This window comes from Methylorubrum salsuginis, assembly GCF_900114375.1.
GTDB classification, from domain to species: domain Bacteria; phylum Pseudomonadota; class Alphaproteobacteria; order Rhizobiales; family Beijerinckiaceae; genus Methylobacterium; species Methylobacterium salsuginis.
The window spans coordinates 286,055-312,786 of sequence record NZ_FOSV01000002.1; the positions used below are offsets into that span (position 1 = coordinate 286,055).

A 26,732-nucleotide genomic window follows, 5' to 3' on the forward strand; every position below is an offset into this window, starting at 1 on the left:
CACGGCGCGCCGGAGACGGGCGTGAGGGAATGGGTAGGGCCTGATGGCTGAGGTCAGCGGACCAGCGGTGCCGGCGTCGGGCTCGATCGACCGCTCGGAGCGCCCGGGCCGGGTCGGGCTCCTGCTGATGCTGGCCGGGCTCCTCGTGGGGGCGGCCGTCGGCCTGTCGTTCGTGGCGAACGAACAGGCCCAGCCGCTCATCCTCGGCCTCCTGGCGCTGCTCGCCATGGCCGGCGTGTTCTTCCTGTTCGCGCTCGCCATCGGGGCGATCCAGCTCGCGGGCCCGGCCTCGCGCGACGACATCACCCGCGCCATCGTCGATGCCGCCCCCGAGGGCAAGCTCGTCGTCGAGGACGGCGGGCGGATGATCTACGCCAACGAGGCCTATATGCGCCTCGCGGGCGGTGACAGCTTTTCGAACCTGCGGCCGATCGAGCGGATTTTCGTCGGCGCCCCCGAGGTGTCCGAGGCAGTCTACCGCTTGGCGCAGGCCGCCCGCGACGAGCGCGCCTACACCGAAGAGATCCGCATGTCGCCGCCGCCCGGTGGGGCCGCCGAGCGCGACTTCGCGTGGTACCGCATCGCCGTGCGGCCGATCCCGCGCCCCCGCGGCGCGGCGGCGCTCTGGACGGTGAGCGACATCACCCACGAGCGCGAGCGCCAGGAAAACGTCTTCCAAGAGCTCCAGCACGCGATCGACTATCTCGACCACGCCCCCGCGGGCTTCCTGTCGATCGATGCCGCGGGCGCGATCGTCTACATGAACGCCACGCTGGCCTCCTGGCTCGGCTACGACCTCGCCACCGTCGGATCGGGCGGCTTGAAGCTCCTCGAGATCGCCCCCGGCGCCGACGTGCTGTCGGCCGCCCCCGGCCTCCCCGGCGAGGTCCGCACCGACCGCTTCGACATCGACCTGCGCCGCCGCAACGGCCAGCCGCTGCCGACGCGGCTCTACCATCGCGTCGCCTACGGCCAGGACGGCGCGCCGGGCCCGTCGCGCACCTTCGTGCTCAACCGCTCGGCGGGTTCGGATTCCGACGAGCCGCAGCGCGCGGCGGAGGTGCGGCTCGCCCGCTTCCTCAACACCAGCCCGATCGCCATCGCGACGCTGGACGGCGACGGCCGCGTCATCCGCGCCAACGCCTCGTTCGTGCGCCTGTTCTCCGGCATGCCGCGCCAGCCCTCGGCCGAGGCCGGCCGCGACGCGCACGAGCCGCTGATGCGCGAGGCCGTGCTGGAGCGCGACCGCCACGCCATCGAGGCGGCTTTGGCGCGGGCCGCCAACGGCTTCGGCGGACTCGACCCGATCGAGGTCGGCCTGTCGGGCGAGGGCGAGCGCTCGGCCCGCGTCTGGATGAGCCCGGCCGACGCCGACGGGACGCAACGCGCCGAGTCGGACGCCGACCGCGAGCGGGTGATCCTCTACGCCCTCGACACCACGGCCCAGCGCCAGCTGGAGCAGCAGATCGCCCAGACCCAGAAGATGGACACGGTGGGCCAGCTCGCGGGCGGCATCGCCCACGACTTCAACAACGTGCTCCAGGCGATCATCGGCTACTCGGACCTCCTGCTCGCGAGCCACCGGCCGACCGACCACGCCTTCCAAGACATCATGCAGATCAAGCAGAACGCGAACCGGGCGGCCTCGCTCGTTCGCCAGCTGCTGGCCTTCTCCCGCCGCCAGACCCTGCGGCCGGAGGTGATGGATGTCGGCGAGGCCCTGTCCGACCTGACGCTGCTCTTGAAGCGGCTCCTCGGCGAGCGGGTGCAGCTCGATTTCCGCCACGGCCGCGAGATCTGGCCGATCAAGGCCGACGTGAACCAGTTCGAGCAGGTGATCGTGAACCTCGCGGTCAACGCCCGCGACGCCATGCCCGGCGGCGGGCGCCTGTCGATCCGCACGACGAACTGCGCGGCCGATGCCGAGCGCCCCGTCGGCATCCCGCCGGGCGACCACGTGATGATCGAGGTCGCCGATACCGGCGAGGGCATCCCGCCCGCGGTGCTGCAGAAGATCTTCGAGCCGTTCTTCACCACGAAGGAGATCGGCAAGGGCACGGGCCTCGGCCTCTCGACGGTGTTCGGCATCGTCAACCAGTCGGGCGGGGCCATCGACGTGCAGTCGACGGTGGGGGAGGGCACGACCTTCCGCATCTACCTGCCGCGCCACGTGCCCGGCGTCGAGACCCTGCCGGAGCCGGAGCCCGTCGCGGCCCTGCCCAAGCCCGAGCGGACAACCTCCGAGCCGAGCGAGGCGACGCCGACCGTGGGCGAGCCCGCCGCGCTGGAGGCCAAGCCGGAGCCGAAGCCGGCCCCCAAGCCGGAACCCCAGAAACCCGCCGCCGACCATACCGGCCAGGGCACGGTGCTGCTCGTCGAGGACGAGGATCCGGTGCGCGCGGTCAATTCCCGCGCCCTCTCGGCCCGCGGCTACACGGTGCTGGAGGCCGCCTCCGGCGTCGAGGCGCTGCGGCTCATCGAGGAGCATGCCGACGGCATCGACGTCGTCGTCTCCGACGTGGTCATGCCCGAGATGGACGGGCCGACCCTGCTGCGGGAGCTGCGCAAGCACCGGCCCGACCTGAAGGTGATCTTCGTCTCCGGCTATGCCGAAGACGCCTTCCGCAAGAACCTGCCCGAGGGCGAGGCCTTCAACTTCCTGCCCAAGCCCTTCAGCCTAAAGCAGTTGGTGGAGACGGTGAAGACCACGATGGCGGGGTAGGGCGAGGCCCTCACACCCGCCCGTGCACGAGGTCGTGGATGAAGCCGAGCTTGCGGACCACCGGCGGGGCGATGACGAAGGGGTAGAGGTCGCCCTCGCCCATCGCCCGGTTCATGCTGTTGAGGGCGAAGACCAGCGGCAGCCACGCATCCACGATCTGCTCGACGGTCTGCGCCGCGTAGGGATCGAAGGTGATCTGCGCGGAGATCTCGCCGGAGCGGTCGACATCGGGCTTCACCTGCATCCCGAAGGCCGAGGCCATCTCCAGCGTGTCGACGATGTGGAGATAGTGGGCCCAGGTCTCGGCGAAATCCTCCCAGGGGTGGGTGGTGGCGTAGGCGGAGACGAAGTTCTCCTGCCAGTTGCCGGGCGGGCCCTGGTCGTAGTGGCGTTGGAGCGCCGCGCCGTAATCCTGCGAATCGTCGCCGAACATCGCCCGGCAGGCATCGAGCTTCCCGCCGTCGCGCACGAGGATGTCCCAGTAATGATGGCCGACCTCGTGACGGAAATGGCCGAGCAGCGTCCGGTAGGGCTCGCCCATGCTGGTCCGGCGCTTCTCGCGTTCGGCCGGGTCGGCCTCGATCAGCGCGATGGTGACGACGCCGTTCTCGTGGCCGGTCATCACCTTCGGGCCCTCGGTCGCGGGCGGGTCGGCCAGGAAATTGAAGATCAGGCCGTGCTCGGGGTCCTCGGCACGGGTCTTCAGCGGCAGGTTCCAGCGCAACAGCGTGTAGAACAGCCGATGCTTGGCCAGTTCCATCTCCTGCCAGAAATGCAGGTTCTTCGGGTCGGACACGTCCGGCACCGTGCCGTTGTGGCGGCAGGCGAGGCAGAAGGCGTCGGTCGAGCCCGGCGGCACCAGCCAATTGCAGGTATCGTGCGCCGCGTTGGTGCAGAGGAAGCTCCGGCTCTCCGGCAGCGCCAGCGGGGTCCAGGCGTTGTTGTCGCCCGCGGGCTCCAGCGCCGAGAGCGTGCCGGCCTGCGGCAGGTAGCCGAGCCGATGGCCGCAGCGCTGACAGGTACGGTTCTCGAAATACAGGATGTTGTCGCAGGACTGGCAGCGGAAGAGCTTCATCGAGGCGCGGTTCTCGGCGGAAGGTCGGAAGGCTCCGCCATGCAACGGGCGTGCAATGGCTTGGCCGGACAGGGGAGACGGCCGGCCAACCATGCGCGACCGGGCGTGTTCCCGCCGAGGTGGATTTTCCTTTGCGCGCCGCGCCGCCTCAGCGCGCCGCCTGCCACAGGCTGATCACCCGCGTCCCCTCGCCGGTCTCGTTGCGGGCCTGGCGGGTCAGGGTCTCGATGTCCTCCTTCGGCGCAAGGCGGCGGGCCTTGGCGAGCGCCTTGCGGGCCTCCTCGGCCGGCATCGCGCCGTGGGGGACCATCATGGCGAGGAGCTGCTTGCGGGTCTTCGAGTCGAGGGAGCGGGCGTTGCGCACGTCCTCGAAGTCGCTCATCCGGTGGCGGGCGGCCTTGGCGCCGCGTCCGCGCTCCTCGTGGCCCATGAAGACCTTCGGGCCGGTCGGCATCACCACGATGTCGCCGGGGCGCAGGGTCTCGTCGCGTAAGATGGCGGCGGTGGGGTTGGCCGCGATCGCCTTCTGATCGACCGGCTGCTTGCCGCTGACCCCGGAGACGTCCTCGGCCTTGGGCAGCGCCGCGTAGCGCACCTTGGGCTTGGCGCGACGCTCGGCCCCGCGGGCGTTGCGGCGCCAGCGGTAGCGCTCGTTCACTTCGGCCCCGCCGTAATAAGCGGGGGGCGCCGCCTGCGTCTGGACGGGCGCCGGCGCGGCCTGCCGCGGGGTGCCGCCGAACAGATGTCCGAACAGGCCGCCGAGGCCGGCCTCCTGGGCATGGACGCCGACGACGGTCGACAGCACGAGGGCGGAGGAAGCCAGGACGAGCGCGGCACGCCGTCCGGAGCGGGGCAGGATCGAGGGCATCGGCGGCTCCTGAAGCTGCTTCACGACGCTCCCGGGCCTCGGGAGTCCGTTTTCCGCCGTGGGCGGAAAAGTCGTGAAAGACACTCGGCGAGGTTGGTCGCGTTCGACCGATGCGCACTCAACATGGGGCCGAGCTATGCGGTTCCGGCGGAACGGTGACTGAATTGTGAATTTTTCAAGGCACCGATTTTCCGGTCTCACGCCGATGTGAACCGGGTGCCGCGAGGGCCGGTTGCCTCGTCGCGCCGCCCATCCGCAGCGGCCGGAGCCGACCGATGCCGACGCCAGAGCCCGCCCTCCCGGTGCCCCAGCCCGATCCGCGCCACGCCACCTTGTGGACGCTCGCCGTCTCGGCGGCCTTGTTGGGCCTCGTCGCCCTGCCGCGCCGGCCCGCCCCGCGAGCGGGCGGGGCCTCGCCGACCGGAGACGCGGACAGCGCGCGCCAAGAGTCTCCCTCGCACGAGGGCGCGGACGCGCACCGGGTGGCGCGGGCCGAAAAGCATCGGGGGCGCACGGCCGACAGCCCGGAACAAATCCCGGCCGTCGGCTGGTGGGACATCCTCAAGCGGGCCTATCGCGATGTCGGCGAGAACCGGCTGATGCTGGTCTCGGCGGGCGTGACCTTCTTCGTGCTGCTGGCGATCTTCCCGGCGATTGCCGCCCTGGTCTCGGTCTACGGACTGATCGCCGACGTCTCGACCATCAACGAGCAGATCGAGGCGTTGCGCGGCATCCTGCCCTCGGGCGGACTCGACATCGTCGCCGAGCAGGTCAAGCGCGTGACCGAGAAGGGCGACACCACCCTCGGGCTCACCGCATTCACCGGCATCGCGCTCTCGGTCTGGAGCGCCAACGGCGGCGTGAAACACGTCTTCGACGCGCTCAACCTCGTCTACAACGAGCGGGAGCGGCGGGGCTTCTTCCGGCTCAACCTCGTCTCGCTCGCCTTCACGGCCGGCGCCCTGCTCTTCGTCGTGCTGGCGCTCGTCGGCATCGTCGCCGTGCCGGTGGCGATCCAGACGCTCGGCCTCAGCGCCGAGGGCTGGTGGCTGGCGCTGCTGCGCTGGCCCGCGCTCTTCGTCGTCGTGCTCGGCATGCTCGCCGTGCTCTACCGCTACGGCCCGAGCCGCGACGCGCCGCGCTGGCGCTGGGTCACGCCCGGCGGCACGCTGGCCGCCTTCCTGTGGCTCGCCGGTTCGCTGCTGTTCTCGTGGTACGTCTCGAATTTCGGCTCGTACGACAAGACCTACGGCTCGCTGGGCGCCGCCATCGGCTTCATGACGTGGATCTGGCTCTCGACCACGATCGTGCTGCTCGGCGCCCAGATCAATGCCGAGACCGAGCACCAGACCGCCCAGGACACCACCGTCGGCGCGCCCAAGCCCCTGGGTGAGCGCGACGCGAAGATGGCCGATACGGTCGGCGCGGCGGCCTGAGATCCGAAAAATTCAGTTCCCGGCGCGGCTCGGATCGTCGGCGGGGTTGATGTAATCGACGCCGAACGGCCCGCTGCCGTTGACCTGCAGCACCACTTCCTCGTCGGTGGTCCAGAGCGCGTGCGGCATGGCTTCCGGCAGATAGACGAAGCCGCCGGCCCTCAGGGGCTCGCCCTTGCTCTTGTCCATCGTCGTGCCGTGCTGGTGATAGATCGAGCCCGACAGGATCGTCAGCGTCTCGTCCTTGGAGTGGGTGTGCGGCGCGATCACGGTGTTGGCCGGAAACCTCACCCGCAGGACGAACGGGCCGGGTTTGGCCGGATCGCCCGCCAGCGCTGCGATCTGCGTGCCCTGGGGCAGGTTCGGCGGCCCCGGCTGCCACGGCACGGCGCTGCCCTCCGGTAGGGTCACGGCGGCGGGATGCGCGTGCTCGCCCGCCGCGATGGCGGGAGCGGCGAGCAGTGCGGAGAGACCCGCGATGGCCAGAGGGATTCGAACGGGCATTCCACAGCCTCGGACTGGATTGAGCGACGGGGTCGGGCAGTTTCGCGGCCCAACGCCCGGTCGTCCGCATCGTTGCCGGAGCGCCCGCCGTTCACGCAAAAGGGAACGGCGAGGCTGATCGCCCCGCCGCTCCCCCGTTGGTCGCTCAGGACCAATGGACCTGTTCCGTGCGTCCGGCGGACGCCCGCCGCCCCGCCATTGCGGAGGTAAGTCGCAGTCGCGGGCGCAATCGGCGATGCGTCGGGATCCTCGCCGATCGGTATTAGTAGGCCGGGCCGCCGCTCACGCGGCCGTACTGCGGTACGGTGCGGTCGAGCTGCTCGGCGTTGCCGGCGCGGGCCGAGTAATCGGTGTAGCGGCCGGGGCGCGCGTTGACCGAGCCGGTGACGATGTCGTCGGTCGCGCGGACCGTGCCGCCGACCACGCCGCCCACGACGTTGCCCGCCGCGCCCACGGTGCCGGTGACGATGGTTCCGGCCGCGTTGGTCACGCCGCCGACCACGGAGCCGACGCCGCCGAGGAGGCCGGTGCCCGGACGGGTCGGCTCGATATGCGCGCCCCATACGTTGAGCGTGCCGTCGCGGTTGTAGCTGGGGCTGTCGTAGACGTTGCCGTAGGTGCCGCCGTAGACGCCCTGGGCCAGCGACGGGGTGGCGGCCATGCCGAGCGAGAGGGCGGCAGCGGCGGTGATCTTGGTCAGGGTGTTCATGATCGATCCTTTGACTAAGGGCCTTGAGCGGATCGTCTGGTGCAGTCTGCGTAATCGCGTCCGCATCATCACCGCTCGTTTGCGATGAGCCAGATCTGGTATCGATCGTCGGCCGGGCAATGCACGGTTTGTCGCACCGCACCATCACTATGTTTCGAAATCAACTTGAGACAATGAACTTTGATGCCGCGACAGGATGCGCGTCGAAAATTATGAAGCATTATCAGCTGGTTGCGGGATTGCTGCGTCGCACTTTCGGTGCGTGCGCCGGCGCACAGGGTTGGGGGGACGCCGCACATTTCTCGCCGGCACGGCCGCCCGGGTAGTGGGGTGCGTGTGAGAAGCGGTGGCCTGCGGCATTTCCGGTGGCCCCGGCGATGGCCGGGGACGGCGAAAATGCTTTATGGCTTCGCCCTCCCGTTCCGCCTCGCCGATGATGGCCCGCCCGATGACCGACGAGAACCAGCCTCAAGCGGCCAAGCCCGTCGGAGCCGACGACCGGGTGATTCTTGTCGATGGCTCGTCCTTCATCTTCCGGGCCTATTTCCAGTCGATCAACCAGGACCAGAAGTACAACACCCGGCCCTCCGACGGCCTGCCGACCGGGGCGGTGCGGCTGTTCTGCACCAAGATCGCGCAGTTCCTGCAGGACGGCGCGGCCGGCGTGAAGCCGACCCATCTCGGCATCGTCTTCGACAAGTCCGAGGGCTCGTTCCGCAAGGAGCTGTTTCCGGACTACAAGGGCCACCGCCCCGACGCGCCCGACGACCTGAAGCGGCAGATGCCGCTGATGCGCGACGCGGTGCGCGCCTTCGGCCTGCATGCGGTCGAGCTGATCCGCTACGAGGCCGACGACCTGATCGCCACCTACGCGCGGCAGGCCGAGGCGCGGGGCGCCGAGGTGATCATCGTGTCCTCCGACAAGGACCTGATGCAGCTCGTCTCGGACAAGATCCGGTTCTACGACTTCGAATCCGGCGCCAAGGGCAAGCCCGGCTACCGGCCCGAGCGCAACCTCGACCGCGACGCGATCATCGCCAAGTGGGAGGGGCTGGCGCCGGAGCAGATCGGCGACGCCCTGGCGCTGATCGGCGACACCTCGGACAACGTGCCGGGCGTGCCGGGCATCGGCCTCAAGACTGCCGCCGCGCTGATCAAGGAATACGGCAGCCTCGCCCAGCTTCTGGAGCGGGCCGCCGAGATCAAGCAGCCCAAGCGCCGCGAGACGCTTCTGGCCAACATCGATCAGGCCAAGCTCTCCCGCCGCCTCGTCGCGCTGGAAGAGAGCGTGCCGGTGCCGGTGCCGCTCGACGATCTCGGCGTGCCGAAGCCCGACCCGCAAAAACTCGTCGGCTTCCTCAAGGCGATGGAGTTCAACACCCTGACGCGGCGCATCGCCCAGATGCTCCATGTCGATCCGGAAGCCGTGAAGCCGGATCCCGCGCTGCTGCCGGGCGCACAGCCCCACGCCTACACCAACGCGGCGGGCGGCTCGGACGCGGTGCCGTTCTTCGGCGACGACACCTTGCCCATTGATCCGGAGACGGAAGCTGCCCCCGAGCGCAGGGACGGGGCGGCGCCCCCTGAGTCGGGCGAAGCCGATCCGTTCGCCGATTTCGATCTTCCGGACGCGAGTACGAAAAAAAAGCGCGGTCCCTCGGAGCCCACCCCCTCGACGCTGGTCGCCGCCCGCGCGGCGGAAGCCGTCAAGCCGTTCGATACGGCGGCCTACGAGACCGTCACCACGCTCGCCCAACTGGAAGCCTGGATCGCCGAGAGCTACGAGGCGGGAACAATCGCGGTCGACACCGAGACCGACGCGCTCGACGCCGCCAAGGCCGGGCTGGTGGGCGTCTCGCTCGCCACCGCGCCGGGGCGGGCCTGCTACATCCCGCTGGCCCACGTGGCGGCCGAAGGGAAGGGCGGCGACCTGTTCGGCGACGGTGCGGAGGCCGCCAAGGCACCGGAGCAGATCCCGCTCGACACGGCCCTCAGGCTGCTCAAGCCGCTGTTGGAGGATGCCGGCACGCTCAAAGTGGGCCAGAACCTCAAATACGATCTCTCGGTGCTGCATCGCTACGGCATCGACGTGACGCCGTTCGACGACACGATGCTGATCTCCTACGTGCTCGATGCCGGCAAGGGCGGGCACGGCATGGACGAGCTGGCGCGGCGCCATCTCGGCCACCAGCCCATCACCTTCACGGACGTGTGCGGCACCGGCCGCAACAAGATCACCTTCGAGCGGGTGGCGCTGGATCGTGCCACCGCCTACGCGGCCGAGGACGCCGACGTGACGCTGCGGCTGTGGCGGATGATGAAGCCGCGCCTCGTCGCCGAGCGCCGCGTCACCGTCTACGAGACCCTGGAGCGCCCGCTGGTGCCGGTGCTGGCCCGGATGGAGCGGGCCGGCATCCGCATCGACCGCGAGATGCTGAGCCGCCTCTCGGGCGATTTCTCGCAAATCCTGGCGCGGCTCGAAGAGGAAATTCAGGAGGACGCCGGGGAGAAATTCCAGGTCTCCTCGCCCAAGCAGATCGGCGACGTCCTGTTCGGCAAGATGGGCCTGCCCGGCGCGAAGAAGACGCCCTCCGGCCAATGGGCCACGCCCGCCACGCTGCTGGAGGAACTGGCGCAAAGCGGCCACGAGCTCCCCAAGAAAATCCTGAACTGGCGCCAGCTCGCGAAGCTGAAATCGACCTATACCGACTCGCTCCAGGAACACGCCGACCGCGAGACCAACCGGGTCCACACCTCGTTCGCCCTCGCCGCCACCACCACGGGCCGGCTCTCCTCCTCGGACCCGAACCTGCAGAACATCCCGATCCGCACCGAGGAGGGCCGGCGCATCCGCCGCGCCTTCGTGGCGCCGGAGGGCAAGAAGCTGATCTCGGCCGATTATTCGCAGATCGAGCTGCGGCTGCTCGCCCACATCGCCGACATCCCGCAGCTGCGGGAGGCCTTCGAGCAGGGGCTCGACATTCACGCGGCGACCGCTTCGGCCATGTTCGGCGTGCCGCTCGACCAGATGACCGGGGATCTCAGGCGCCGGGCCAAGACCATCAATTTCGGCATCATCTACGGCATCTCGGCCTTCGGGCTGGCCGACCGCCTCGGCATCGGCCGCGAGGAGGCGTCCGCCTTCATCAAGCAGTATTTCGAGCGCTTTCCCGGCATCCGCGACTACATCGACACGACGAAGCGCGCGTGCCGCGACAAGGGCTACGTCACGACCCTGTTCGGCCGCGTCTGCCACTATCCGCAGATCCGCTCGAACAACCCGTCCGAGCGGGCGAGCGTCGAGCGCCAGGCCATCAATGCCCCGATCCAGGGCACCGCCGCCGACATCATCCGCCGCGCCATGACGCGGATGGAGGATGCGCTCACGGCCGAACGGCTCGACGTGAAGATGCTGCTGCAGGTGCACGACGAACTGGTGTTCGAGGTCCACGACGACGAGGTCGAGCGGGCGATCCCCGTCATCGCCCGGGTGATGGAAGAGGCGCCCGCGCCGGCGCTCACGCTCAGCGTGCCGCTGGTGGTGGAGGCGCGGGCGGCGGGCAATTGGGAGGAGGCGCATTGAGGGCGCCGCCGTCGGCCGCCCCCATTCGCGTCCCCGCCGCGTTTCGCCTCACCGCCCGAGATGCGGCACTTCCGACAGCGGCAGCGGGCTCCAGCGGGTGAGCAGCACGTAGCCGTCGCGGGCGGCGATCACGACCTGGCGGCGGTGACGATGGATCACCGTCCCCGGCGCGTGGCGGTGGGCCTCGCACCAGCCTTCCGCCTCCGCGACGAAGACCCGGTTGTCGCCGAGCTTGGCGATCGTCTCGATCCGGCCGAAGGCGCGGATGCGGCGCAGCACCGCCTCCACGTCCTGGCGGAAGTCGAGGGTGCGGTCGGCATCGGACACCCGCGGCCAGTAGGAGCCGTCGCCCTGCGGCTCGGGCCGGCGCCAGCGCTCCGTGAGGTCTCGGCCGATCGGCCCGAGGGCGAGGCGGCGCGCCGCCATCTGGCACTTGATCAGCAGGGTCTCATGGCTCTCCCGCGGGTCGGTCGGGAAGAGGTCCTGGGCCAGGATGTCGCCGGTGTCGAAGCCCTGCTCGGCCAGCACGTGGGCGGTCACGCCCCAGCTCTCGTAGCGGTCGAGCACGGCGCGAAACAGCGGGTAGGGGCCCCGTCCGGTCGGCAGCGGTGAGGGATGGATGTTGAGGGCGTAGCGAACCCGCCCGTGCCAGCCCCGCACCAGCCAGGGATAGCCCGCCACGACGAGGGCCACGTCGCGCCCGTGTTCCTTGGCCAGACGCTCGATGTCGTCGGGCAGGATGCGCGAGAGCTGGATCGGGATGCGGTGGCGCCGGGCCTGGGCGACGACGACGTCGTTGTGATCGTAGATCGCGTCGCAGGGCCGCGTGAACAGCTTGACCGGCGTCCAGCCCGCCTCGACCAGCCCGTCGAACACGGAGCCGAGGAAGTCGATGCCGGCAAACGCGAATTTCATCTCGGGTCTCGCCTCTTCCGTCCGCCTGCGACCTTACGTGCCGGGGCGGAGCGGCTCCATCCAACTCCACGGCGGGCCGCCGGACCTTAGCTAGCCGATCCGGAACAGAGGTGAAGTCGGAAAGGTGGGCGTCAGATGGATCGCGTGGTGATCTACGGGGGGACGGGCGGCATCGGCGGCGCCACGGCTCGGCTGCTGCGGGCCCGCGGCGTGCCGCTCCACCTCGTCGGCCGCGATGCCGGGCGCCTGGAGCGGGCGGCCTCCGAACTCGGCGAGACCGGCTTCACCGCCGGCGACGTGACGGATCCGGGCCTGTTCGCCCGCGTGGCGCAGGAGGCGGGGGATCGCCTGAGCGGCCTCGTCTACGCGGTCGGCACGATCCAGCTCGCGCCCGTCGCCAAGCTCGCTCCGGAGCGGATCGAGGCGGATTTCCGCATCAATGCGCTCGGCGCCTTCCTGGCGGTGCAGGCCTCGGCCAAAGCGCTCAAGGCCGGAGTCGGGGAGGGGACGGCGGGCGTCGTGCTGTTCTCCACGGTCGCGGCCGCGCAGGGTTTTGCCAACCACGCCTCCGTCGCCATGGCCAAGGGGGCCGTCGAGGGGCTCGCCCTGTCGCTGGCGGCCGAACTCGCGCCTACGATCCGGGTCAACGTGGTCGCGCCCTCCCTCACCCGCACGCCGCTCTCCGAGGCCATCACCCGCAACGAGGCGCTGGCCTCAGGGATTGCCGGCATGCACGCCCTCCAGCGCATCGGCGAGCCGGAGGACGTCGCCGAACTCGCCGCCTTCCTGGTCGGCCCGCAGGCCGGCTACGTCACCGGTCAGGTCATCGGTGTCGATGGCGGGCGCTCGCGCCTGCGCACCAAGGGCTGAGGGGGCGTGGGAACCCTTCGCCTGATCCTCGGCGACCAGCTTCACCGCCGCATCGCGACGCTCTCCGACCTCGATCCCGAGGCCGACATCGTCCTGATGGTCGAGGTCCGGGCGGAGGCGACCTATGTCCGCCATCACAAGCAGAAGATCGCCTTCCTGTTCGCGGCGATGCGCCACTTCGCCCAAGATCTCGAGGCGGAGGGCGTCGGCGTCGATTACGTCCGCCTCGACGATCCCGCCAATACCGGCTCGTTCACGGGCGAGCTGGAGCGGGCCTTCGACCGGCACAAGCCGGATCGCGTCGTCGTCACCGAGCCCGGCGAGTGGCGGGTCTGGGAGATGATGCAGGACTGGCGCGAAAGCCTGCCCCTGGAGATCCGCGAGGACAACCGCTTCCTCTGCTCGCGTGCCCGGTTCGAGGCCTGGGCGGAGGGGCGCAAGAGCCTGCGGATGGAGACGTTCTACCGCGACATGCGCAAGCGCACCGGTCTGCTGATGGAGGGGGCCGAGCCCGAGGGCGGGCGCTGGAACTTTGATACGGAGAACCGCAAGGCTCTGCCGAAATCGCTGGAGCCGCCGGAACGCCTCGCCTTCCCGCCGGACGCGATCACGCGAGAGGTGATCGAACTGGTCGAGGCCGAATTCGGCGCGCATTTCGGCCGGCTCGACGGTTTTGCCTGGCCCGTCACCCGCGCCGACGCGCTGACCGTCCTGGCCGGCTTCCTGAAAGAAGGGCTGCCGCGCTTCGGCGACTATCAGGACGCCATGCGTGACGGCGAGCCGTTCCTCTACCATTCGCTGATCTCGCCGATGCTCAACGCCGGCCTCCTCGACGCGGACGAGGTCTGCCGCGCCGCCGAGCGTGCCTATCGGGAGGGCGGGGTGCCGCTGAACTGCGCCGAGGGCTTCATCCGCCAGATCCTCGGTTGGCGCGAATACGTGCGCGGCCTCTACTGGGCGCGCATGCCCGACTACGCCCGCACCAACGCGCTCTCGGCGAAACGCGACCTGCCGTGGTTCTACTGGTCGGGCGAGACCGAGATGGCCTGCCTGAAGGCCTGCGTCGGTCAGACCCGCGACCACGCCTACGCCCACCACATCCAGCGCCTGATGGTGCTCGGCAACTTCGCCCTGATCGCCGGGATCGCGCCGGCGCAGGTCGAGGAATGGTACCTCGTGGTCTATGCCGACGCCTACGAATGGGTCGAGCTGCCCAACGTCCACGGCATGGTGCTGTGGGCCGATGGCGGGGTGATGGGCTCGAAACCCTACGCGGCGTCCGGCGCCTATATCGACCGGATGTCGGATTACTGCCGGGGATGCGCCTACGACGTGAAGGCCAAGGCGGGGCCGACGGCGTGCCCGTTCAATTATCTCTACTGGAATTTTCTGATCGAGAACGCGGAGCGCCTGTCGGGCAATCCCCGGATGAGCATGCCCTACCGCACCCTGGAGCGGTTCGGACCCAAGCGCCGGGCCGAGATCGCGGCGGATGCGGGCCGCTTCCTCGATTCGCTGGCGACGAGTTAGAGCATCGTCCCGAAAGGTGGTTTCCGGCTTTCGGAAAAAGACGATGCGGCCCAATGACGGAGAGCGTCGTCGTGGATCCGATATCCAGGACGATGCTCTACAGAGCGTTCCAGATCGCCAAGCCGAGATAGGGGCCGGGGCGGGCCCGCCCGTTCGCCTGCCCCTCGAACTGGCAGCCCGCCGACAGGCGGAATCGGTAGCCGCCGAGCGCGTAGTCCGTGGCGTGGAGCCCGAAACTCCATTTGCGGTAGCCGGTGCGGTCGAGGGAGAGGGCGGCCTCGGGGCCGATATAGGCGCCGAACAGGGCATAGCCCCAGGACAGGCGGCCCCAGGCGTCGCCCCGGCCCGAGCCGAGGATCACGGTCGCGGTGGCCAGCGTGGATTCGGTGGGCCGCGCCCAGACTTCGCCGTGCAGACGCAACCCGCTGCGCAGCGGCAGCAGCGCCGCGCCGCTCCCGGTCGTGAGCATCTCGACCGAGAGTTCGGGCCCGGCCAGGATCGTCACCACGCCCCAGGGCTGCACGAACTGGTAGCCGCCGAGTGCCGCGCCAAGCAGCGTGGTCCGCACCAGCACCGGCAGGCGGCCGCCCCCCTCCAGGCGCATCCCGCTGCCGCCGCTCACCAGCACGACCGGCCCATCGCGGTCGAACCGGTCGAAGGCGACCTTGGCGCCGCTGGTCGAGAAGGTCGAGGCGCCGGCCTCTAGGCTGCTGAACAGGATGCTGCGCAGGCCCGCATCCTCGGCGGCGGCCGGGCTCGCGGCTGCGGTCAGGGTCAGCGCCGACAGCCATCGGCGAACGAAGCCTCCGGCCACGCGCCGCGCCCTCGGCGGCGCGCCGTCTCCCCGCCCTGTCTCGGTGCCCCTCCCCATCGGTCGTCGCATGGGTTCGTGTCGAAGGGGCCAATCTCTGGCGCAATCTCAGGCTGTGGCCACAAGTTTATCAAATATTCGATGTTTTTCCTGCGCGGATCATCTTGAGGTTTGTCAATCGAAGGGGCGGCCAACCTCAGGGTTTCGACTGAGAATCGAACCGTCGCTCATGTGATTCGCCGCACGCGGGCAAGGGGCCACAAGGGGGACCCGCATTCGCACCCGCTTGGCGGAACCTTCCGGTTGGGCTAGAGCCGCGCCTGTCCGAAGCCAATGGCCGAGCCGGTTTGTCCTCCGCTGCGCGCACCTCCGATGTTCTCACCTTGCTTGCGAGCCAGGAGAGCGAGCGGCTGACGGTCGGCGATATCATCGCCGTCCTGCGCGACCGGGCGTTCGCGCTGCTCGTGGTGCTGCTCGGCCTGCCCAACTGCCTGCCGATGCCGCCGCCGATCCCGCTGGTCTGCGGCCTGCTGCTGCTGCTCATCGCGGTGCAGATCGTGGCCGGCATGTCCTCGCCCTGGCTGCCCCAGCGCGTGCTCGGCCAGTCGGTCGCCCGCGCGACGGTGGCCAAGGCGGTCACCCGCGCGGTGCCGCTGCTGCGGCGGCTGGAGCGCTGGTCGAAGCCGCGCATGAGCGTGTTCGAGACCGCCATCGGCATGCGCAGCACCGGCGTGCTGATCCTGGCGATGGCGCTGGCCCTGATCGTGGCGCCGCCCTTCTTCGGTCAGATCCCCCTCGGACTCGCCGTCTCACTGATCGGGCTCGGCTTGGTGGAGCGCGACGGCATCGTCGTCCTGATCGGCGTCGCCATCGGCGGCGTCGGCGTCGGCATCTCGATCGGTTTCGTCTACACCCTGTTCGCCAGCGTGATGAGCGCGCTGCACTGGCTCAGCCAGGCGATCCCGGGGCTGGCTTCGTAAGACGATCGGCGATGCCTCATCGCCCCCGCGACTGCGTGGCGGCGGGCGTCCGCCGAGTGCGTAAATCGATGGCCGTCGGACGGCGATTTACGCAACCCAAGAATGCTGTTCACGCCTCCAGATGCCGCCGCCGGACGAGGCGGTGGAGCAGCCCGCCACGGGGGCCGATCAGCATCGAGACGAGATAGAGCGCGCCCGCCGCCAGCACGATCGCCGGCCCGGTCGGGAGGCGGATGCCAGCGTGGTAGGAGACCAGCAGCCCCGTCACGCTCGCCAGCATCGAGATCAGCATCGAGACCGGGATCAGCCCCGAGAGGTCGGCGGCCCAGAACCGGGCGGCGATGGCCGGCAGCAGCATCAGCCCGACGGCGAGCAGCGTGCCGAGCGCCTGGAAGCCGCCGACGAGGTTGATCACCACGAGCGCCAGGAAAGCCGAGTGGACCGGCCCGCCGACCCGTCCGACGCTGCGCAGGAACAGCGGATCGACGCATTCGATCACGAGCGGCCGGTAGAGGACGGCGAGCGCCGCCAGCGTCAGGCTCGCGATGCCGCCGAGCAGCACCAGGGCGTCGTCGTCGAGCGCCAGCACGGTGCCGAACAGGATGTGCAGCAGGTCGATCTGCGAGCCGCGCAGCGACACGAGAAAGACGCCGCCGGCCAGGGAGATCAGATAGAAGGCGGCCAGACTCGCATCCTCCTTCAGCACCGTCGAGCGGGTGACGAAGCCCGCGGCCAGTGCGACCGCGAGGCCGGCGATCAACCCGCCCAGCGTCATCGCCGGCAGGGACAGGCCGGCGACGAGGAAGCCCGCGGCGGCGCCGGGCAGGATGGCGTGGCTCATCGCCTCGCTCATCAGGCTCATCCGGCGCAGCATCAGGAAGACCCCGAGGGGGGGCGCCGACAGCGACAGGGCGAGGCATCCCGCCAGGGCCCGTCGCATGAAGCCGAATTCGACGAAGGGGCCGACGAGAAGATCGGACAGGCCGGCGAGCGTCACGGGGCGGCTCCATGGCCGGCATGGCCGTGAGAGGGGCTGTGGGCGTGAGCGTGGTCATGCCCGTCGTCATGCCGGTGGCCGTGATGATCGTGCGCCGCCGCGGAGGCGGCCTCATCCCCGGTCCCAGCCCTGGTCCCATGCCGGCAGATCGCGGCGGCCTCGTCCCAGGCTTCCGACAGGGCGAGCGCGCGGGCGAGCACCGGCGGCGTCAGCACCTCCGCGGTCGAGCCCCAGGCGATGGGGCGTCGGGCCAGCACCAGGGTCGAGGGGAAATGCGCGCGCACCTGATGCAGGTCGTGCAGGGCCGCCACCACGGTGCGGCCTTCCCCGTGCCAGCCGCGGATCAGGGCCAAAAGGTCGGCGGTGGTGCGCTCGTCGATGCCGGTGAAGGGCTCGTCGAGCAGGATCAGCCGCGCGTCCTGCAGGATCAGCCGGGCGAACAGCGCCCGCTGGAACTGGCCGCCCGAGAGCGTGCCGATCGGCCGGTCCTCGAAGCCGGAGAGGCCGACCGCGGCGAGGGCGTCGAGCAGTCTCGGGCGGTGGCGCTTGAGGCTCGCCCAGGCGCCGAAGGGCCGCCAAAGGCCCATCGCGGCGAGGTCCAGCACGCTGACCGGGAAGCTGCGGTCGATCTCGGCGGCCTGGGGCAGGTAGGCGATGGCCTTGGTGCCCGTCTCGACCGCGCCGTCCAGAGCCCCGACCTCGCCGACGATGCCCTTGAGCAGGGTCGACTTGCCGGCCCCGTTCGGCCCCACCAGCGCCAGCAGGTCGCCGGAGGCGACCGTGCCGTCGAGATGATGGACGGCCGGATGCCGGTCGTAGCCGAGCGTCAGGCCGCGGAAGCGGATTGCGCTCACGCGGCCATCGCCCACAGGATCACGGCCCAGAGCAGCCCCGCCAGAACGAGGGCCGCGGCGAGCCGTAAGGACGCCCCGCTGCGGAACAGGGAGCGGCGCGGGAGACGGTCGGCCCCGCCGGCACGGATCATGGGGCTTTCCCGGACATGTGAGCGGTGTCGAAGCGGGCGCCGCGCCGTCGTTGCCCGATGGCGGGCGGGCGCCTATCTTGAGGCGGCTGATACACTGTAACACGGCCTCGTTTCAATCGGGCCGGATGAGGAGGCCGGGATGCGCGCAGACGCGCAGCACGACCCACGTCACGATCCTCTGCATGAGCATCATCACCACGAGGGGTCGCACGGCCGGCACGGCTGCGGGCAATGCGCCGAGGGCGCGACCGAGCGGGCCGAGCGGCTGTGCCGGCAGCGCGGCCTGCAATTCACGCCGCTGCGCCGCGACGTGCTGGCGGTGGTGGCGGCGGAAGGGCGCCCGCTCGGCGCCTACGACATCGCCGAGCGGATGAGCGGGCAGGGGGGGCGGCGCGTCGCGGCGGTTTCGGTCTACCGGGCGCTCGACTTCCTGACCGAGCAGGGGCTCGTTCACCGCATTTCCAGCCGCAACGCCTTCGTCTCCTGCGGGCACGACCACGGCGAAGGCGCGAGCCTCGTCTTCCTGATCTGCCGCCAGTGCGGCGGCATCGACGAGATGACCGCGCCCGCGGTCGAGAGCGCGCTCGACAAGACGCTCGCGCAGGCCGGCTTCACCCCGACGAGCCGCATCCTGGAGGTCGAGGGGGAGTGCGGAGCTTGTCGGGAGCGCGCGGGCGCGCCGGGGAGCTGACGTTTCGACGGGGCTCTGTTCTTCCGCGCCGTTATCCTGGGGCCGCGCAGCGGAACTCGGGATCCACCCGTGATGCGCGGCCTCACGAAGCGTCGCGCCCCGTCGCCGGATTTCACGCCTCCGGCGCGCCCCTCCGGGGCCGGGTTCGCCCGCGGCGACCCGGAATGACGGGTGGTGAGCTGCGTCTCAAAAGGCGTTGCGGTAGGCGCGCGGCGAGATCACCGTCTGGATGATGATGCTGATGTCGAGCCAGATCGACCAGTTGTCGATGTAGTGCAGGTCGGCCTGGACCCGGGCCTCCATCGCCGCGTCCGTGCGGGTCTCGCCGCGGAAGCCGTTGACCTGGGCCCAGCCGGTGATGCCCGGCTTCACGTTGTGGCGCCGCGCATAGAGGGCGATGCGCCGCTCGAAGCTGCGGTCGTGGGCGAGCGCGTGCGGGCGGGGGCCGACCAGCGACATGTCGCCGAGGATCACGTTGAGGAGCTGGGGCAACTCGTCGATGTTGGTCTTGCGCAGGAGCGCGCCGATGCGGGTGATGCGGTCGTCGCCGCGCGAGGCCTGCCGGAACGGCGCGTCGGCCTGCACCTTCATGCTGCGGAACTTGTAGACCCCGAAGGCCTGCTGGTTGAAGCCGTAGCGGCGCTGCCGGAAGAAGACCGGGCCGGGGCTGTCGAGCTTGATCAGGACGGCGACCGCGAGGAACAGCGGCGCCAGCAGCACCAGCGCGATGCCGGCCAGCGTCACGTCGAAGGCGCGCTTGAGCATCACCTCGCCCGTCGAGAGGGGGCGGCGGCCGATATTGATGCCCGACAGGCGTCCGACGCGGGCGACCTGCAGGTCGGGGAAGCGGTCCATCATCACGCCGGGGCGCAGGTGCAGGGCGGCGGGCACCCGCAGGAAGGCGTCGATGCAGCGCTCGATGTCGGCGGTCTCCGACCACGGCACCAGAACGAACACGTCGTCGGGCCGCAGGAAGCGCACCACCGAGACGGCGAGGTCGAGGTCTTCCCCGAGCAGGGCCTCGGCGCTGGCCGCGCCGGTGCTGGCGTTGAAGCGGCGCAGGTAGCTCGTGCCGACGACCCTGAGCCCCAGGGCCTCGACGTCGTTGTTGGCGTAGAAATTGGCGATGTCCTCCTCGTAGCCGACGAGGTGGACCCGGCTCGCCGAGGCGGAGGCCGGCGTCACGTGGCGGCGCACCAGCGCCACCATCCGGGCACGCACGAACAGGATGGCGGGCAGGCCGACGACGAAGAAGGCCGCCGAGGCGACGCGGGAGAAGTCCGTCGAGACCTTGGTGGCGAAGCCGATCAGCAGGGCGATCGCCCAGGCCAGGAGCCACAGGGTCGCGGTGCGCCGCCGGAGGGGAACCGGCGCGAGGCAGTGCTCGATGCTGTACTCGCCGCGGACGACGTTGGTCAGCAGGACGATCAGGGCCAGAACGCCCGCGGTCTGCAGGTTGCGGCTGGCTGCGAGCGGCAGCAACGCGCCGCCCGTGCTGTAGGCGTAATAGGCGGCGTCCACCGCGTAGCCCGTCGCCAGGATCGCCAGCAGGTCGGCGGCGAGCAGGGCCGAGGAGATGGCGAGGCGCAGGGCCGTGCGCTCGCGCCGCGGCATCAGGGCCGCCCAGACGGCACGCCGCGCCCGCGCCAGGGGGAGGCGCTGGAACTTCTCGGGAGGACGCTCGTGAAACATGTGTCTCGCGCGGGTTTTGCCCGAGGCGGCGCCGAAGTGCCGGCCTGGGCGAAGTCTGTCCCGAAGCGGAACGCCTTACGGCCGTCCCGCCCCTTCTGAGGGGCATCGGCGCAAGCGACGCACCGATCGGCCGTACCGAAAGCGAGACGGCGATTGCCCAGCCCCGGCCGGGCTGCCATGGAGCGCGGCGGGGAGCGGAGGCGGGACGGACGGAGAGCGCGATGGGGGCGGGGGCCGAGGCGCCGGAGGCGGAAGCAGTCTCATCTCGACGGGGTTCGACCGTGCCGGGAGGCGATGCGGCAGTGCCGGGCACGGGGCCGGCGCTCGCCGTGCTCATGGGACTCAGTCTATCGCATCTCTTGAACGATCTCGTACAGTCGCTGCTACCGGCGATCTACCCGTTGCTCAAGCAGAGCTTCCACCTCGATTTCGGGCAGATCGGGCTCCTCACCCTCGCGTTCCAGGCGACCGCCTCGCTGCTCCAGCCCCTGGTCGGGCTCTACACCGACCGGCACCCGCTGCCCTTCTCCCTTGCCGGCGGCATGGTGCTGTCGCTCTTCGGTCTGGCGCTGCTCGCCGCCGCCCCGACCTACGGTGCCTTGCTCGCGGCGGCCGCCCTCGTCGGGCTCGGCTCCGCGATCTTCCATCCCGAGGCCAGCCGGGTGGCGCGCCTCGCCTCCGGCGGGCGCTACGGCTTGGCGCAATCGGTGTTCCAGGTCGGCGGCAATGCCGGCACCGCGCTCGGGCCGCTGCTCGCCGCTTTCGTGGTGGTGCCCCACGGCCAGGGCAGCGTCGCGTGGTTCGGCCTCGCCGCGCTCGTCGGCCTCGCCGTGCTCGGCCTCGTCGGTCGCTGGTACGCGGGCCGGCTCGCCGCAGCGCCGCGGGCGGCCCGTCCGCGCAGCGGTGCCGCCGCCGGGGGGCTCGGCCGGGCGCGGGTCGTGGCCACCATCGCGATCCTGCTGGCCCTGATCTTCTCCAAATTCTTCTACACCGCGAGTTTCTCGTCCTACTACACGTTCTACCTGATCCACCGCTTCGGCGTGCCGGTGGCGCAGTCGCAGCTCTACCTGTTCGTGTTCCTCGGCTCCGTGGCGGCCGGAACGCTGCTCGGTGGGCCGATCGGCGACCGGTTCGGCCGCAAGCTGGTGATCTGGGGCTCGATCCTGGGAGTGCTGCCCTTCACCCTGGCCCTGCCGCATGCCGACCTGTTCTGGACGGTGGCGCTCTCGGTGCCGATCGGCCTGATCCTGGCCTCGGCGATGCCGGCGATCCTGGTCTACGCGCAGGATCTGCTGCCGGGACGGGTCGGGCTCGTGGGCGGGCTGTTCTTCGGCTTCGCCTTCGGCATGGGCGGCCTCGGCGCGGCCCTGCTCGGCGAACTCGCCGACCGGGTCGGCATCGAGCAGGTCTACGCGATTTGCGCCTACCTGCCCTTCATCGGGCTCCTGGCCGTCTTCCTGCCGCGGCTGCGCTGAGGCCGCCGCGGCGGAGGCACGATCAGGCCGCCTGCTCGGCGTCCGGGCGCGCCACGGTCTGGATCGATTCGAAGCCCTCGAACTGGGGATGGCCGAGATAGAGCGGCTTGGTGCCCGGCACCCGGCCATGGGCCTTGCGGAACTGCTCCGAGCGCGTCCAGGCCTCGAAATCGGCCTTCGAGCGCCAGATCGTGTGCGAGGCGTAGAGGATGTGGTCCTCGGCCTCCGGCCCCTTCAGGAGATGGAACTCGACGAAGCCGTCCATCTCGCCGAGATGGCTGTCGCGTCCGAGCCAGACCTGCTCGAAATCCTGCGCCGCGTCCTTCACCACCTTGAAGCGGTTCATCGCGATGAACATGCTCGATCAACTCCCGATCCGTTGGGGCGCCGGCCCGGCGCCGTCTCGCTTCCGTGTCCTGCCGCCGTTCGCGTCCCGGTTGGAACGCCGCCGTCACGCCTGTGACGACCGGCCGAGGGACGCATTCAATCCGACTCTACGTAGTCTTGCCCGAAGGCTGAAGCCCGGAGCCGGCGGTTCATCGCCGCGCCCTGCGCGAGGAGGGGGAATGTACGATATTGGCGAAATCATGCCGCGCCGCATGATTTCGCCATAGGTACATTTCGTGAACGTAGCGTCGGCAATTGCTGAAAACTCCCGGCCATCAACAACGAAGCCCTTGCATTCAACATGCATCTCATGGTGAAGCTAAGCCGAGGCTGCTCCACAGCGATACGATTGTCTCCCGATCTGCAAACCCGGTCCGCTCCGGCGCTGAGACCCGAGATGAGACGTCGCGGAATTGCTGCCGGGAGTCCGAGCGCGGTCCACCTGAGGTCCTTGGGCTGGCCGCGATATCGTCAGGGGACCGTACCGTAAGATGATGCCCAAACAGACCACCGATGTTGACCGCCTCGTCGGCCTCCGGATCACCGCGCTCAGGAAGGCGCGAGGCCTGAGCCAGACCGCTCTGGGCACCGCCGTCGGCGTGACCTTCCAGCAGGTCCAGAAGTACGAGAAGGGTCAGAACCGCGTCGGCGCCGGCCGCCTGCGCGAGATCGCCCGCCTCCTCGAAGTGCCGGTCTCCGCCTTCTTCGACGAGGACAACGCGGCCGGGGGGCAGGAACAGGCCGAGGTGTTCGGCTTCCTGCGCGCCCACGGCGCCGTGGACCTGCTGCGCGCCTTCGCCTCGATCGAGGACGACCAAGTCCGCCGCGAGGTCCTGGCGATCGTGCGCAGCGCCGCCCGCCTCGGCCGCAAGAAGGACGCGCCCCTCGACGCCTGAGGCCGAGGGTCGTCCTCCCGAGAATGAGAGCCGTGCCGGACCCGTCGGGTCGGGCACGGCTTTCGTCTTTTGTGCTGGGTCGGCGTTTCGCGACGGGCCCGCCGCCACCTTCGGCTGAGGCCGCCGGGCCTCCATCCCGGCCTCCCTCCTGGCCCCCGGATGACGGCGGCTGAGAGGATCGTCCTGGATGCCGGATCCAGGACGATCCTCTCCGTCCCTGTGCCGCGTCGTCTGTTTCCGAAAACCGGAAACCACCTTTCGGGACGAGGCTCTAGGCGCCGTCCGCCTCGGCGATGAGGTGGAAGAAGGTCCCGGTCACGCGCCCGCGGCGATGGCCGGCGAAGCCCAGCGGCGTGCCCTCCGCATCCGTCACCCGCGCCAGCGCGTTCGCCGCGTCGGGGGGCGGCGTCAGTTCGCTGGCGTAGTGGAATTCGTGGCCGACGAGCCGCGTGCCCGCCGCGCCGAGGAGCCCCGCCTCGACCACGCGCGCCACCCGGTAGCCGAGATGGAGCCGACGCTTCGCGTATGAGGTCGCCACCGGCAGCAGTCCCGCCATCGGGTGGGTGATCCCGTCGGCATCCTCCAGGCTTTCCCCGAGCACCATGTAGCCGCCGCACTCGCCGTGGACCGGCCGATCTTCCGCGAAACGCCGCAGGCCCTCGCGGAAACGGGATGCGGCGGCGAGGCGCCCGGCATGGAGTTCGGGATAGCCGCCGGGCAGCCAGCAGGCACCGCAGGACAGGTCGGGGGCTTCGTCGGCCAGGGGCGAGAACGGCACGATCTCGGCGCCCGCCGCGCGCCAGCCCGCCAGCATGTGCGGATAGAGAAACGAGAAGGCGGCGTCCCGCGCCACCGCGACCCGCTGGGCCGGCGGGGAGGGGAGGGCGCCCGTGCCGGCTTCCGCGCGTCCGCCCGCGGCGGCCACGATCCCGTCGAGGTCGAGGGAGGCCTCCGCCAGGTCGGCGAGCCGGTCGAGCCGGGCTTCCAGATCGGCGGTCTCGCCGGCCTGGACGAGGCCGAGATGGCGCTCGGGCAGGACGAGCCCGGCCTCGCGGGGAAAGGCTCCGAGCACCTTCATGCCGATTCGACTGAGGCCCGCCTCGACGAGGCGGCGATGGCGCGGGCTCGCGACCTTGTTCAGCACCACGCCGGCCACGCGGATGCGGGGATCGTAGGCGGCGCAGCCCAGAGCGACCGCGGCGGCCGATTGCGCCGCCCCCGACACGTCGAGCACGAGCAGCACCGGCCAGCCGTAACGCGCGGCGATGTCGGCGTTGGCCCCCGTGCGGCCTTCGCCCGCCACGATCCCGTCATGCAGGCCCATCGAGCCTTCCGCGATCACCAGGGCGGCGTCCCGGGTGCTCAGCCCGGCGCAGGCGTCGAGCAGCGGGTCGGGCATCGCGAAGCTGTCGAGGTTGAGGCTCGGATGGCCCGTCGCGGCCTCGTGGAAGGCCGGATCGATGTAATCCGGCCCGCATTTCGCGCCGCGCACGACCATGCCCCGCCGCCGCAGCGCCCGCATGAGCGCCAGCGTCACCGTGGTCTTGCCCGAGCCGGAGCGGGGCGCCGCGATGAGGAGGCCGGGGGCGCTCACGACGCGTCTCCCGGCGCGTTGACGGCACCGTGGGGCCGGAAGCGGCGATCGTAATCGGGAGCGTAGAGGGCGCTCTCGCGGAAATCCGACGGGTCGAGCGCCGGCCCGACCAGGATCAGCGCGGTCCGCTCGATCTTCTCCGTCTTCACCCGCTCGGGGAGCGAGGCGAGGGGGCCGGTCAGCACCCGCTCGTCGGGCCATGTGGCGCGGAACACCACCGCCGCCGGGCAATCGGCGCCGTAGAAGGGCGCGAGTTCGGCCGCGACCGCCTCGATCACGTGGATCGACAGGTGCAGCGCCAGCGTCGCTCCCGTGGCCGCGAAGGCCGCGAGCCGCTCCCGTTCCGGCATCGGGCTGGCCCGGCCGGAGGTGCGGGTCAGGACCAGCGATTGCGCCAGCCCCGGCACGGTCAGCTCGCGGCCCAGCACCGCGGCGGCGGCGGCGAAGGAGGGCACGCCCGGCGTCACCGTGTAGGGGATGCCGAGCGCATCGAGCCGCCGGGTCTGCTCGGCGAGCGCGCTCCAGATCGACAGGTCGCCCGAATGCAGCCGCGCCACGTCGTGGCCGCGCTCATGGGCGGCGGAGATCTCGGCCATGATCGCGTCGAGATCGAGGGGCGCCGTGTCGACGATGCGGGCGCCCTCCGGGCACCACGACAGGATCTCGGGGGCGACGAGGGACCCCGCATAGAGGCAGACCGGGCAGGCGGCGACGCGGTCGCGCCCGCGCACGGTGATGAGGTCGGCCGCACCGGGGCCGGCGCCGATGAAATGGACGGTCATGACGGCCCGCTTACAGCATCGGACCCGGCATTGGGGAGTATCACGCCACGCGCACCCGGTTCCGCCCCGCCGCCTTGGCCGCGTAGAGGGCCGCGTCGGCGCGCTCCAGGGCGGCGTCCAGGCTCTCGCCGCGGCGGCGCATCGCCACGCCGAGGCTGACCGTCACCGGGATCGCCGCCGCCTTCCAGGGAACGGGGGCGCGGCCGACGCCGTGGCGCAGGCGCTCGGCGAGCGCCTCCGTTGCGGATCGATCGTGGTCGGGCAGCAGGATCGCGAATTCCTCGCCCCCGAGCCGGGCGAGATGGCCGCCTCCGGGCAGGACGGTGCCCGCCCGCCGGGCGAATTCCCGGAGCACGGCGTCACCGCCGGCATGGCCGAACCGGTCGTTGACCGCCTTGAAGTGATCGAGATCGGCCAGGATCACCCCGCCTGCGGCCCCGGTCTCGGCCAGCGACAGGCCCTCCCGGTTGAGGGCGCCGGTCAGCGGGTCGGTGCGGGCCATCCGGGCGACGACGGCATGCGCCTTCTCGGCCTCCAGCGCCAGGATCGAAGTCGTCAGGATGATCGAGGCGACGTGATCGACGACGAAGATGAGGACGATGGTGGATTGGGTCCCCGCCTCGCTCAACGGCAGCACGGGCAGGACGATCGCCACCGCCGTCGCCAGCAGGGCGAGGCCGATCAGGCGGCGCAGAGGCGAGCGCGGGGCCGGGAGCGTGCGGGCATGCACGAACACGTCGAGGGCCATCGCGCCCTCGTGCAGGGCGTAGGTGAGCGTGCTGCCGACATTGACCGCGACCGGTCCGAACCCGGCGAGCGAGAGCAGGATATGCGTGGCGGTCGGCAGCACGAACAGGGCGAGCATCGGCCCCGTCGTCCCCCGGCGGCCGTCGAACAGCCGCAGCCCAACCCAGAAGGTCGAGCCGGCAAGCGACCAGCCGAGCGGCGACCAGACGCTGCCATAGGCGCCGAAATCGACGAACCAGACGGCCATGAACGCGCAGACGGCGTAGCTCAGGCCAAACAGCAGGAAATAGGTTTTCTGCCGCTGCAGCCACCACGCGCAGAGGAAGATCGCCCCACAGGAGCCGAACACCAGGAAGTCGGTGAATTGGAGGGTGGGGACCGAGAAATCCATCGTAGTCGCGGGCCGGCGGGAGCGGCGACGCTGGGCTCCGCAGCCTGAAAGGTTCCCTTCGTTTCCCGGACAATGAAGAAACGAGGTGAACG

General features: G+C 70.5%; 23 protein-coding genes. 9 read left to right on the forward strand and 14 right to left on the reverse strand.

The genetic code is table 11. From position 1 onward, the window contains the following. The first annotated feature begins 43 nt into the window (after window positions 1-43). On the forward strand, window positions 44-2,722 hold the full coding sequence (gene cckA / locus BM140_RS04070; RefSeq protein ID WP_091942224.1) for a cell cycle histidine kinase CckA: 2,679 nt from the start codon (window positions 44-46) through the stop codon (window positions 2,720-2,722). A gap of 10 nt (window positions 2,723-2,732) precedes the next feature. On the opposite strand, the gene BM140_RS04075 is transcribed toward cckA, so the two are convergent. Together BM140_RS04075 and BM140_RS04080 are read right to left on the reverse strand one after the other, a co-directional pair. Further along, the gene (locus BM140_RS04075) at window positions 2,733-3,797 is read right to left on the reverse strand and encodes a zinc-binding metallopeptidase family protein (protein WP_091942226.1); all 1,065 of its coding nucleotides are present in this window, start codon (window positions 3,795-3,797) and stop codon (window positions 2,733-2,735) included. A 148-nt stretch (window positions 3,798-3,945) separates the two neighbouring features. After that, window positions 3,946-4,689, reverse strand: coding sequence for a hypothetical protein (locus BM140_RS04080; protein ID WP_244535276.1), 744 nt, complete (start codon window positions 4,687-4,689; stop codon window positions 3,946-3,948). Window positions 4,690-4,940: 251 nt separating this feature from the next. On the opposite strand from BM140_RS04080, the gene BM140_RS04085 reads away from it, so the two are divergent. Then, window positions 4,941-6,101, forward strand: coding sequence for a YihY/virulence factor BrkB family protein (locus tag BM140_RS04085; protein WP_091942228.1), 1,161 nt, complete (start codon window positions 4,941-4,943; stop codon window positions 6,099-6,101). 12 nt (window positions 6,102-6,113) lie between these two features. Here the strand turns inward: BM140_RS04085 and BM140_RS04090 are convergent, their stop codons facing one another. Together BM140_RS04090 and BM140_RS04095 are read right to left on the reverse strand one after the other, a co-directional pair. After that, a complete protein-coding gene (locus BM140_RS04090) occupies window positions 6,114-6,605 on the reverse strand; it encodes a cupin domain-containing protein (RefSeq protein WP_091942230.1) in 492 nt (163 codons plus the stop codon). 262 nt (window positions 6,606-6,867) lie between these two features. Continuing rightward, complete coding sequence (locus BM140_RS04095; protein ID WP_091942232.1) at window positions 6,868-7,314, reverse strand: hypothetical protein; 447 nt, start codon at window positions 7,312-7,314, stop codon at window positions 6,868-6,870. Window positions 7,315-7,762: 448 nt separating this feature from the next. On the opposite strand from BM140_RS04095, the gene polA reads away from it, so the two are divergent. Next, entirely contained in the window at window positions 7,763-10,897 is a 3,135-nt protein-coding gene (polA, locus tag BM140_RS04100; protein ID WP_091942703.1) for a DNA polymerase I, read from the forward strand. A gap of 48 nt (window positions 10,898-10,945) precedes the next feature. Here polA and BM140_RS04105 read toward each other — a convergent pair whose 3' ends face one another. Further along, window positions 10,946-11,812, reverse strand: a complete 867-nt coding sequence (locus BM140_RS04105; RefSeq protein ID WP_091942234.1) for a methionyl-tRNA formyltransferase — start codon at window positions 11,810-11,812, stop codon at window positions 10,946-10,948. 135 nt (window positions 11,813-11,947) lie between these two features. On the opposite strand from BM140_RS04105, the gene BM140_RS04110 reads away from it, so the two are divergent. Both BM140_RS04110 and BM140_RS04115 read left to right on the forward strand, forming a co-directional pair. Continuing rightward, window positions 11,948-12,682, forward strand: coding sequence for an SDR family NAD(P)-dependent oxidoreductase (locus BM140_RS04110; protein ID WP_091942236.1), 735 nt, complete (start codon window positions 11,948-11,950; stop codon window positions 12,680-12,682). A 6-nt stretch (window positions 12,683-12,688) separates the two neighbouring features. After that, window positions 12,689-14,212, forward strand: coding sequence for a cryptochrome/photolyase family protein (locus BM140_RS04115; RefSeq protein WP_091942238.1), 1,524 nt, complete (start codon window positions 12,689-12,691; stop codon window positions 14,210-14,212). Between the two features lie 97 nt (window positions 14,213-14,309). Here the strand turns inward: BM140_RS04115 and bcsS are convergent, their stop codons facing one another. Further along, on the reverse strand, window positions 14,310-15,083 hold the full coding sequence (gene bcsS, locus BM140_RS04120; RefSeq protein WP_091942240.1) for a cellulose biosynthesis protein BcsS: 774 nt from the start codon (window positions 15,081-15,083) through the stop codon (window positions 14,310-14,312). A 287-nt stretch (window positions 15,084-15,370) separates the two neighbouring features. Between bcsS and BM140_RS04125 the strand changes: the two genes are divergently transcribed. Beyond that, a complete protein-coding gene (locus BM140_RS04125) occupies window positions 15,371-16,003 on the forward strand; it encodes an exopolysaccharide biosynthesis protein (protein ID WP_280142580.1) in 633 nt (210 codons plus the stop codon). A 109-nt stretch (window positions 16,004-16,112) separates the two neighbouring features. On the opposite strand, the gene BM140_RS04130 is transcribed toward BM140_RS04125, so the two are convergent. From BM140_RS04130 to BM140_RS26540, 3 genes are read right to left on the reverse strand one after another with little or no spacing between them, the layout of a single operon-like run. Continuing rightward, window positions 16,113-16,943, reverse strand: coding sequence for a metal ABC transporter permease (locus tag BM140_RS04130; RefSeq protein WP_091942707.1), 831 nt, complete (start codon window positions 16,941-16,943; stop codon window positions 16,113-16,115). 53 nt (window positions 16,944-16,996) lie between these two features. Beyond that, on the reverse strand, window positions 16,997-17,869 hold the full coding sequence (locus BM140_RS04135) for a metal ABC transporter ATP-binding protein (RefSeq protein WP_091942242.1): 873 nt from the start codon (window positions 17,867-17,869) through the stop codon (window positions 16,997-16,999). Beyond that, entirely contained in the window at window positions 17,851-17,985 is a 135-nt protein-coding gene (locus tag BM140_RS26540; RefSeq protein WP_280142581.1) for a hypothetical protein, read from the reverse strand. Before BM140_RS26540 ends, BM140_RS04135 begins: the two co-directional genes overlap by 19 nt. 139 nt (window positions 17,986-18,124) lie before the next feature. On the opposite strand from BM140_RS26540, the gene BM140_RS04140 reads away from it, so the two are divergent. Continuing rightward, entirely contained in the window at window positions 18,125-18,676 is a 552-nt protein-coding gene (locus BM140_RS04140) for a Fur family transcriptional regulator (RefSeq protein WP_244535279.1), read from the forward strand. 186 nt (window positions 18,677-18,862) lie between these two features. Here BM140_RS04140 and BM140_RS04145 read toward each other — a convergent pair whose 3' ends face one another. After that, entirely contained in the window at window positions 18,863-20,368 is a 1,506-nt protein-coding gene (locus BM140_RS04145; RefSeq protein WP_091942243.1) for an exopolysaccharide biosynthesis polyprenyl glycosylphosphotransferase, read from the reverse strand. A 335-nt stretch (window positions 20,369-20,703) separates the two neighbouring features. Here BM140_RS04145 and BM140_RS04150 point away from each other — a divergent pair, with 335 nt between their 5' ends. After that, a complete protein-coding gene (locus BM140_RS04150) occupies window positions 20,704-21,843 on the forward strand; it encodes an MFS transporter (RefSeq protein WP_244535304.1) in 1,140 nt (379 codons plus the stop codon). Between the two features lie 22 nt (window positions 21,844-21,865). Here BM140_RS04150 and hmuQ read toward each other — a convergent pair whose 3' ends face one another. After that, on the reverse strand, window positions 21,866-22,201 hold the full coding sequence (gene hmuQ, locus BM140_RS04155) for a heme-degrading protein HmuQ (protein WP_091942247.1): 336 nt from the start codon (window positions 22,199-22,201) through the stop codon (window positions 21,866-21,868). 520 nt (window positions 22,202-22,721) lie between these two features. Between hmuQ and BM140_RS04160 the strand changes: the two genes are divergently transcribed. Then, the gene (locus BM140_RS04160; protein WP_091942249.1) at window positions 22,722-23,126 is read left to right on the forward strand and encodes a helix-turn-helix domain-containing protein; all 405 of its coding nucleotides are present in this window, start codon (window positions 22,722-22,724) and stop codon (window positions 23,124-23,126) included. A 271-nt stretch (window positions 23,127-23,397) separates the two neighbouring features. Here BM140_RS04160 and BM140_RS04165 read toward each other — a convergent pair whose 3' ends face one another. Genes BM140_RS04165 through BM140_RS04175 form a run of 3 tightly spaced genes read right to left on the reverse strand, consistent with a single transcriptional unit; the run spans window position 23,398 to window position 26,640 of the window. Next, a complete protein-coding gene (locus BM140_RS04165; RefSeq protein WP_091942251.1) occupies window positions 23,398-24,720 on the reverse strand; it encodes a cobyrinic acid a,c-diamide synthase CobB in 1,323 nt (440 codons plus the stop codon). Next, window positions 24,717-25,502, reverse strand: a complete 786-nt coding sequence (cobM, locus tag BM140_RS04170; protein WP_091942253.1) for a precorrin-4 C(11)-methyltransferase — start codon at window positions 25,500-25,502, stop codon at window positions 24,717-24,719. Before cobM ends, BM140_RS04165 begins: the two co-directional genes overlap by 4 nt. Before the next feature lie 40 nt (window positions 25,503-25,542). Further along, window positions 25,543-26,640, reverse strand: coding sequence for a GGDEF domain-containing protein (locus BM140_RS04175; protein ID WP_091942255.1), 1,098 nt, complete (start codon window positions 26,638-26,640; stop codon window positions 25,543-25,545). Window positions 26,641-26,732 lie beyond the last annotated feature (92 nt).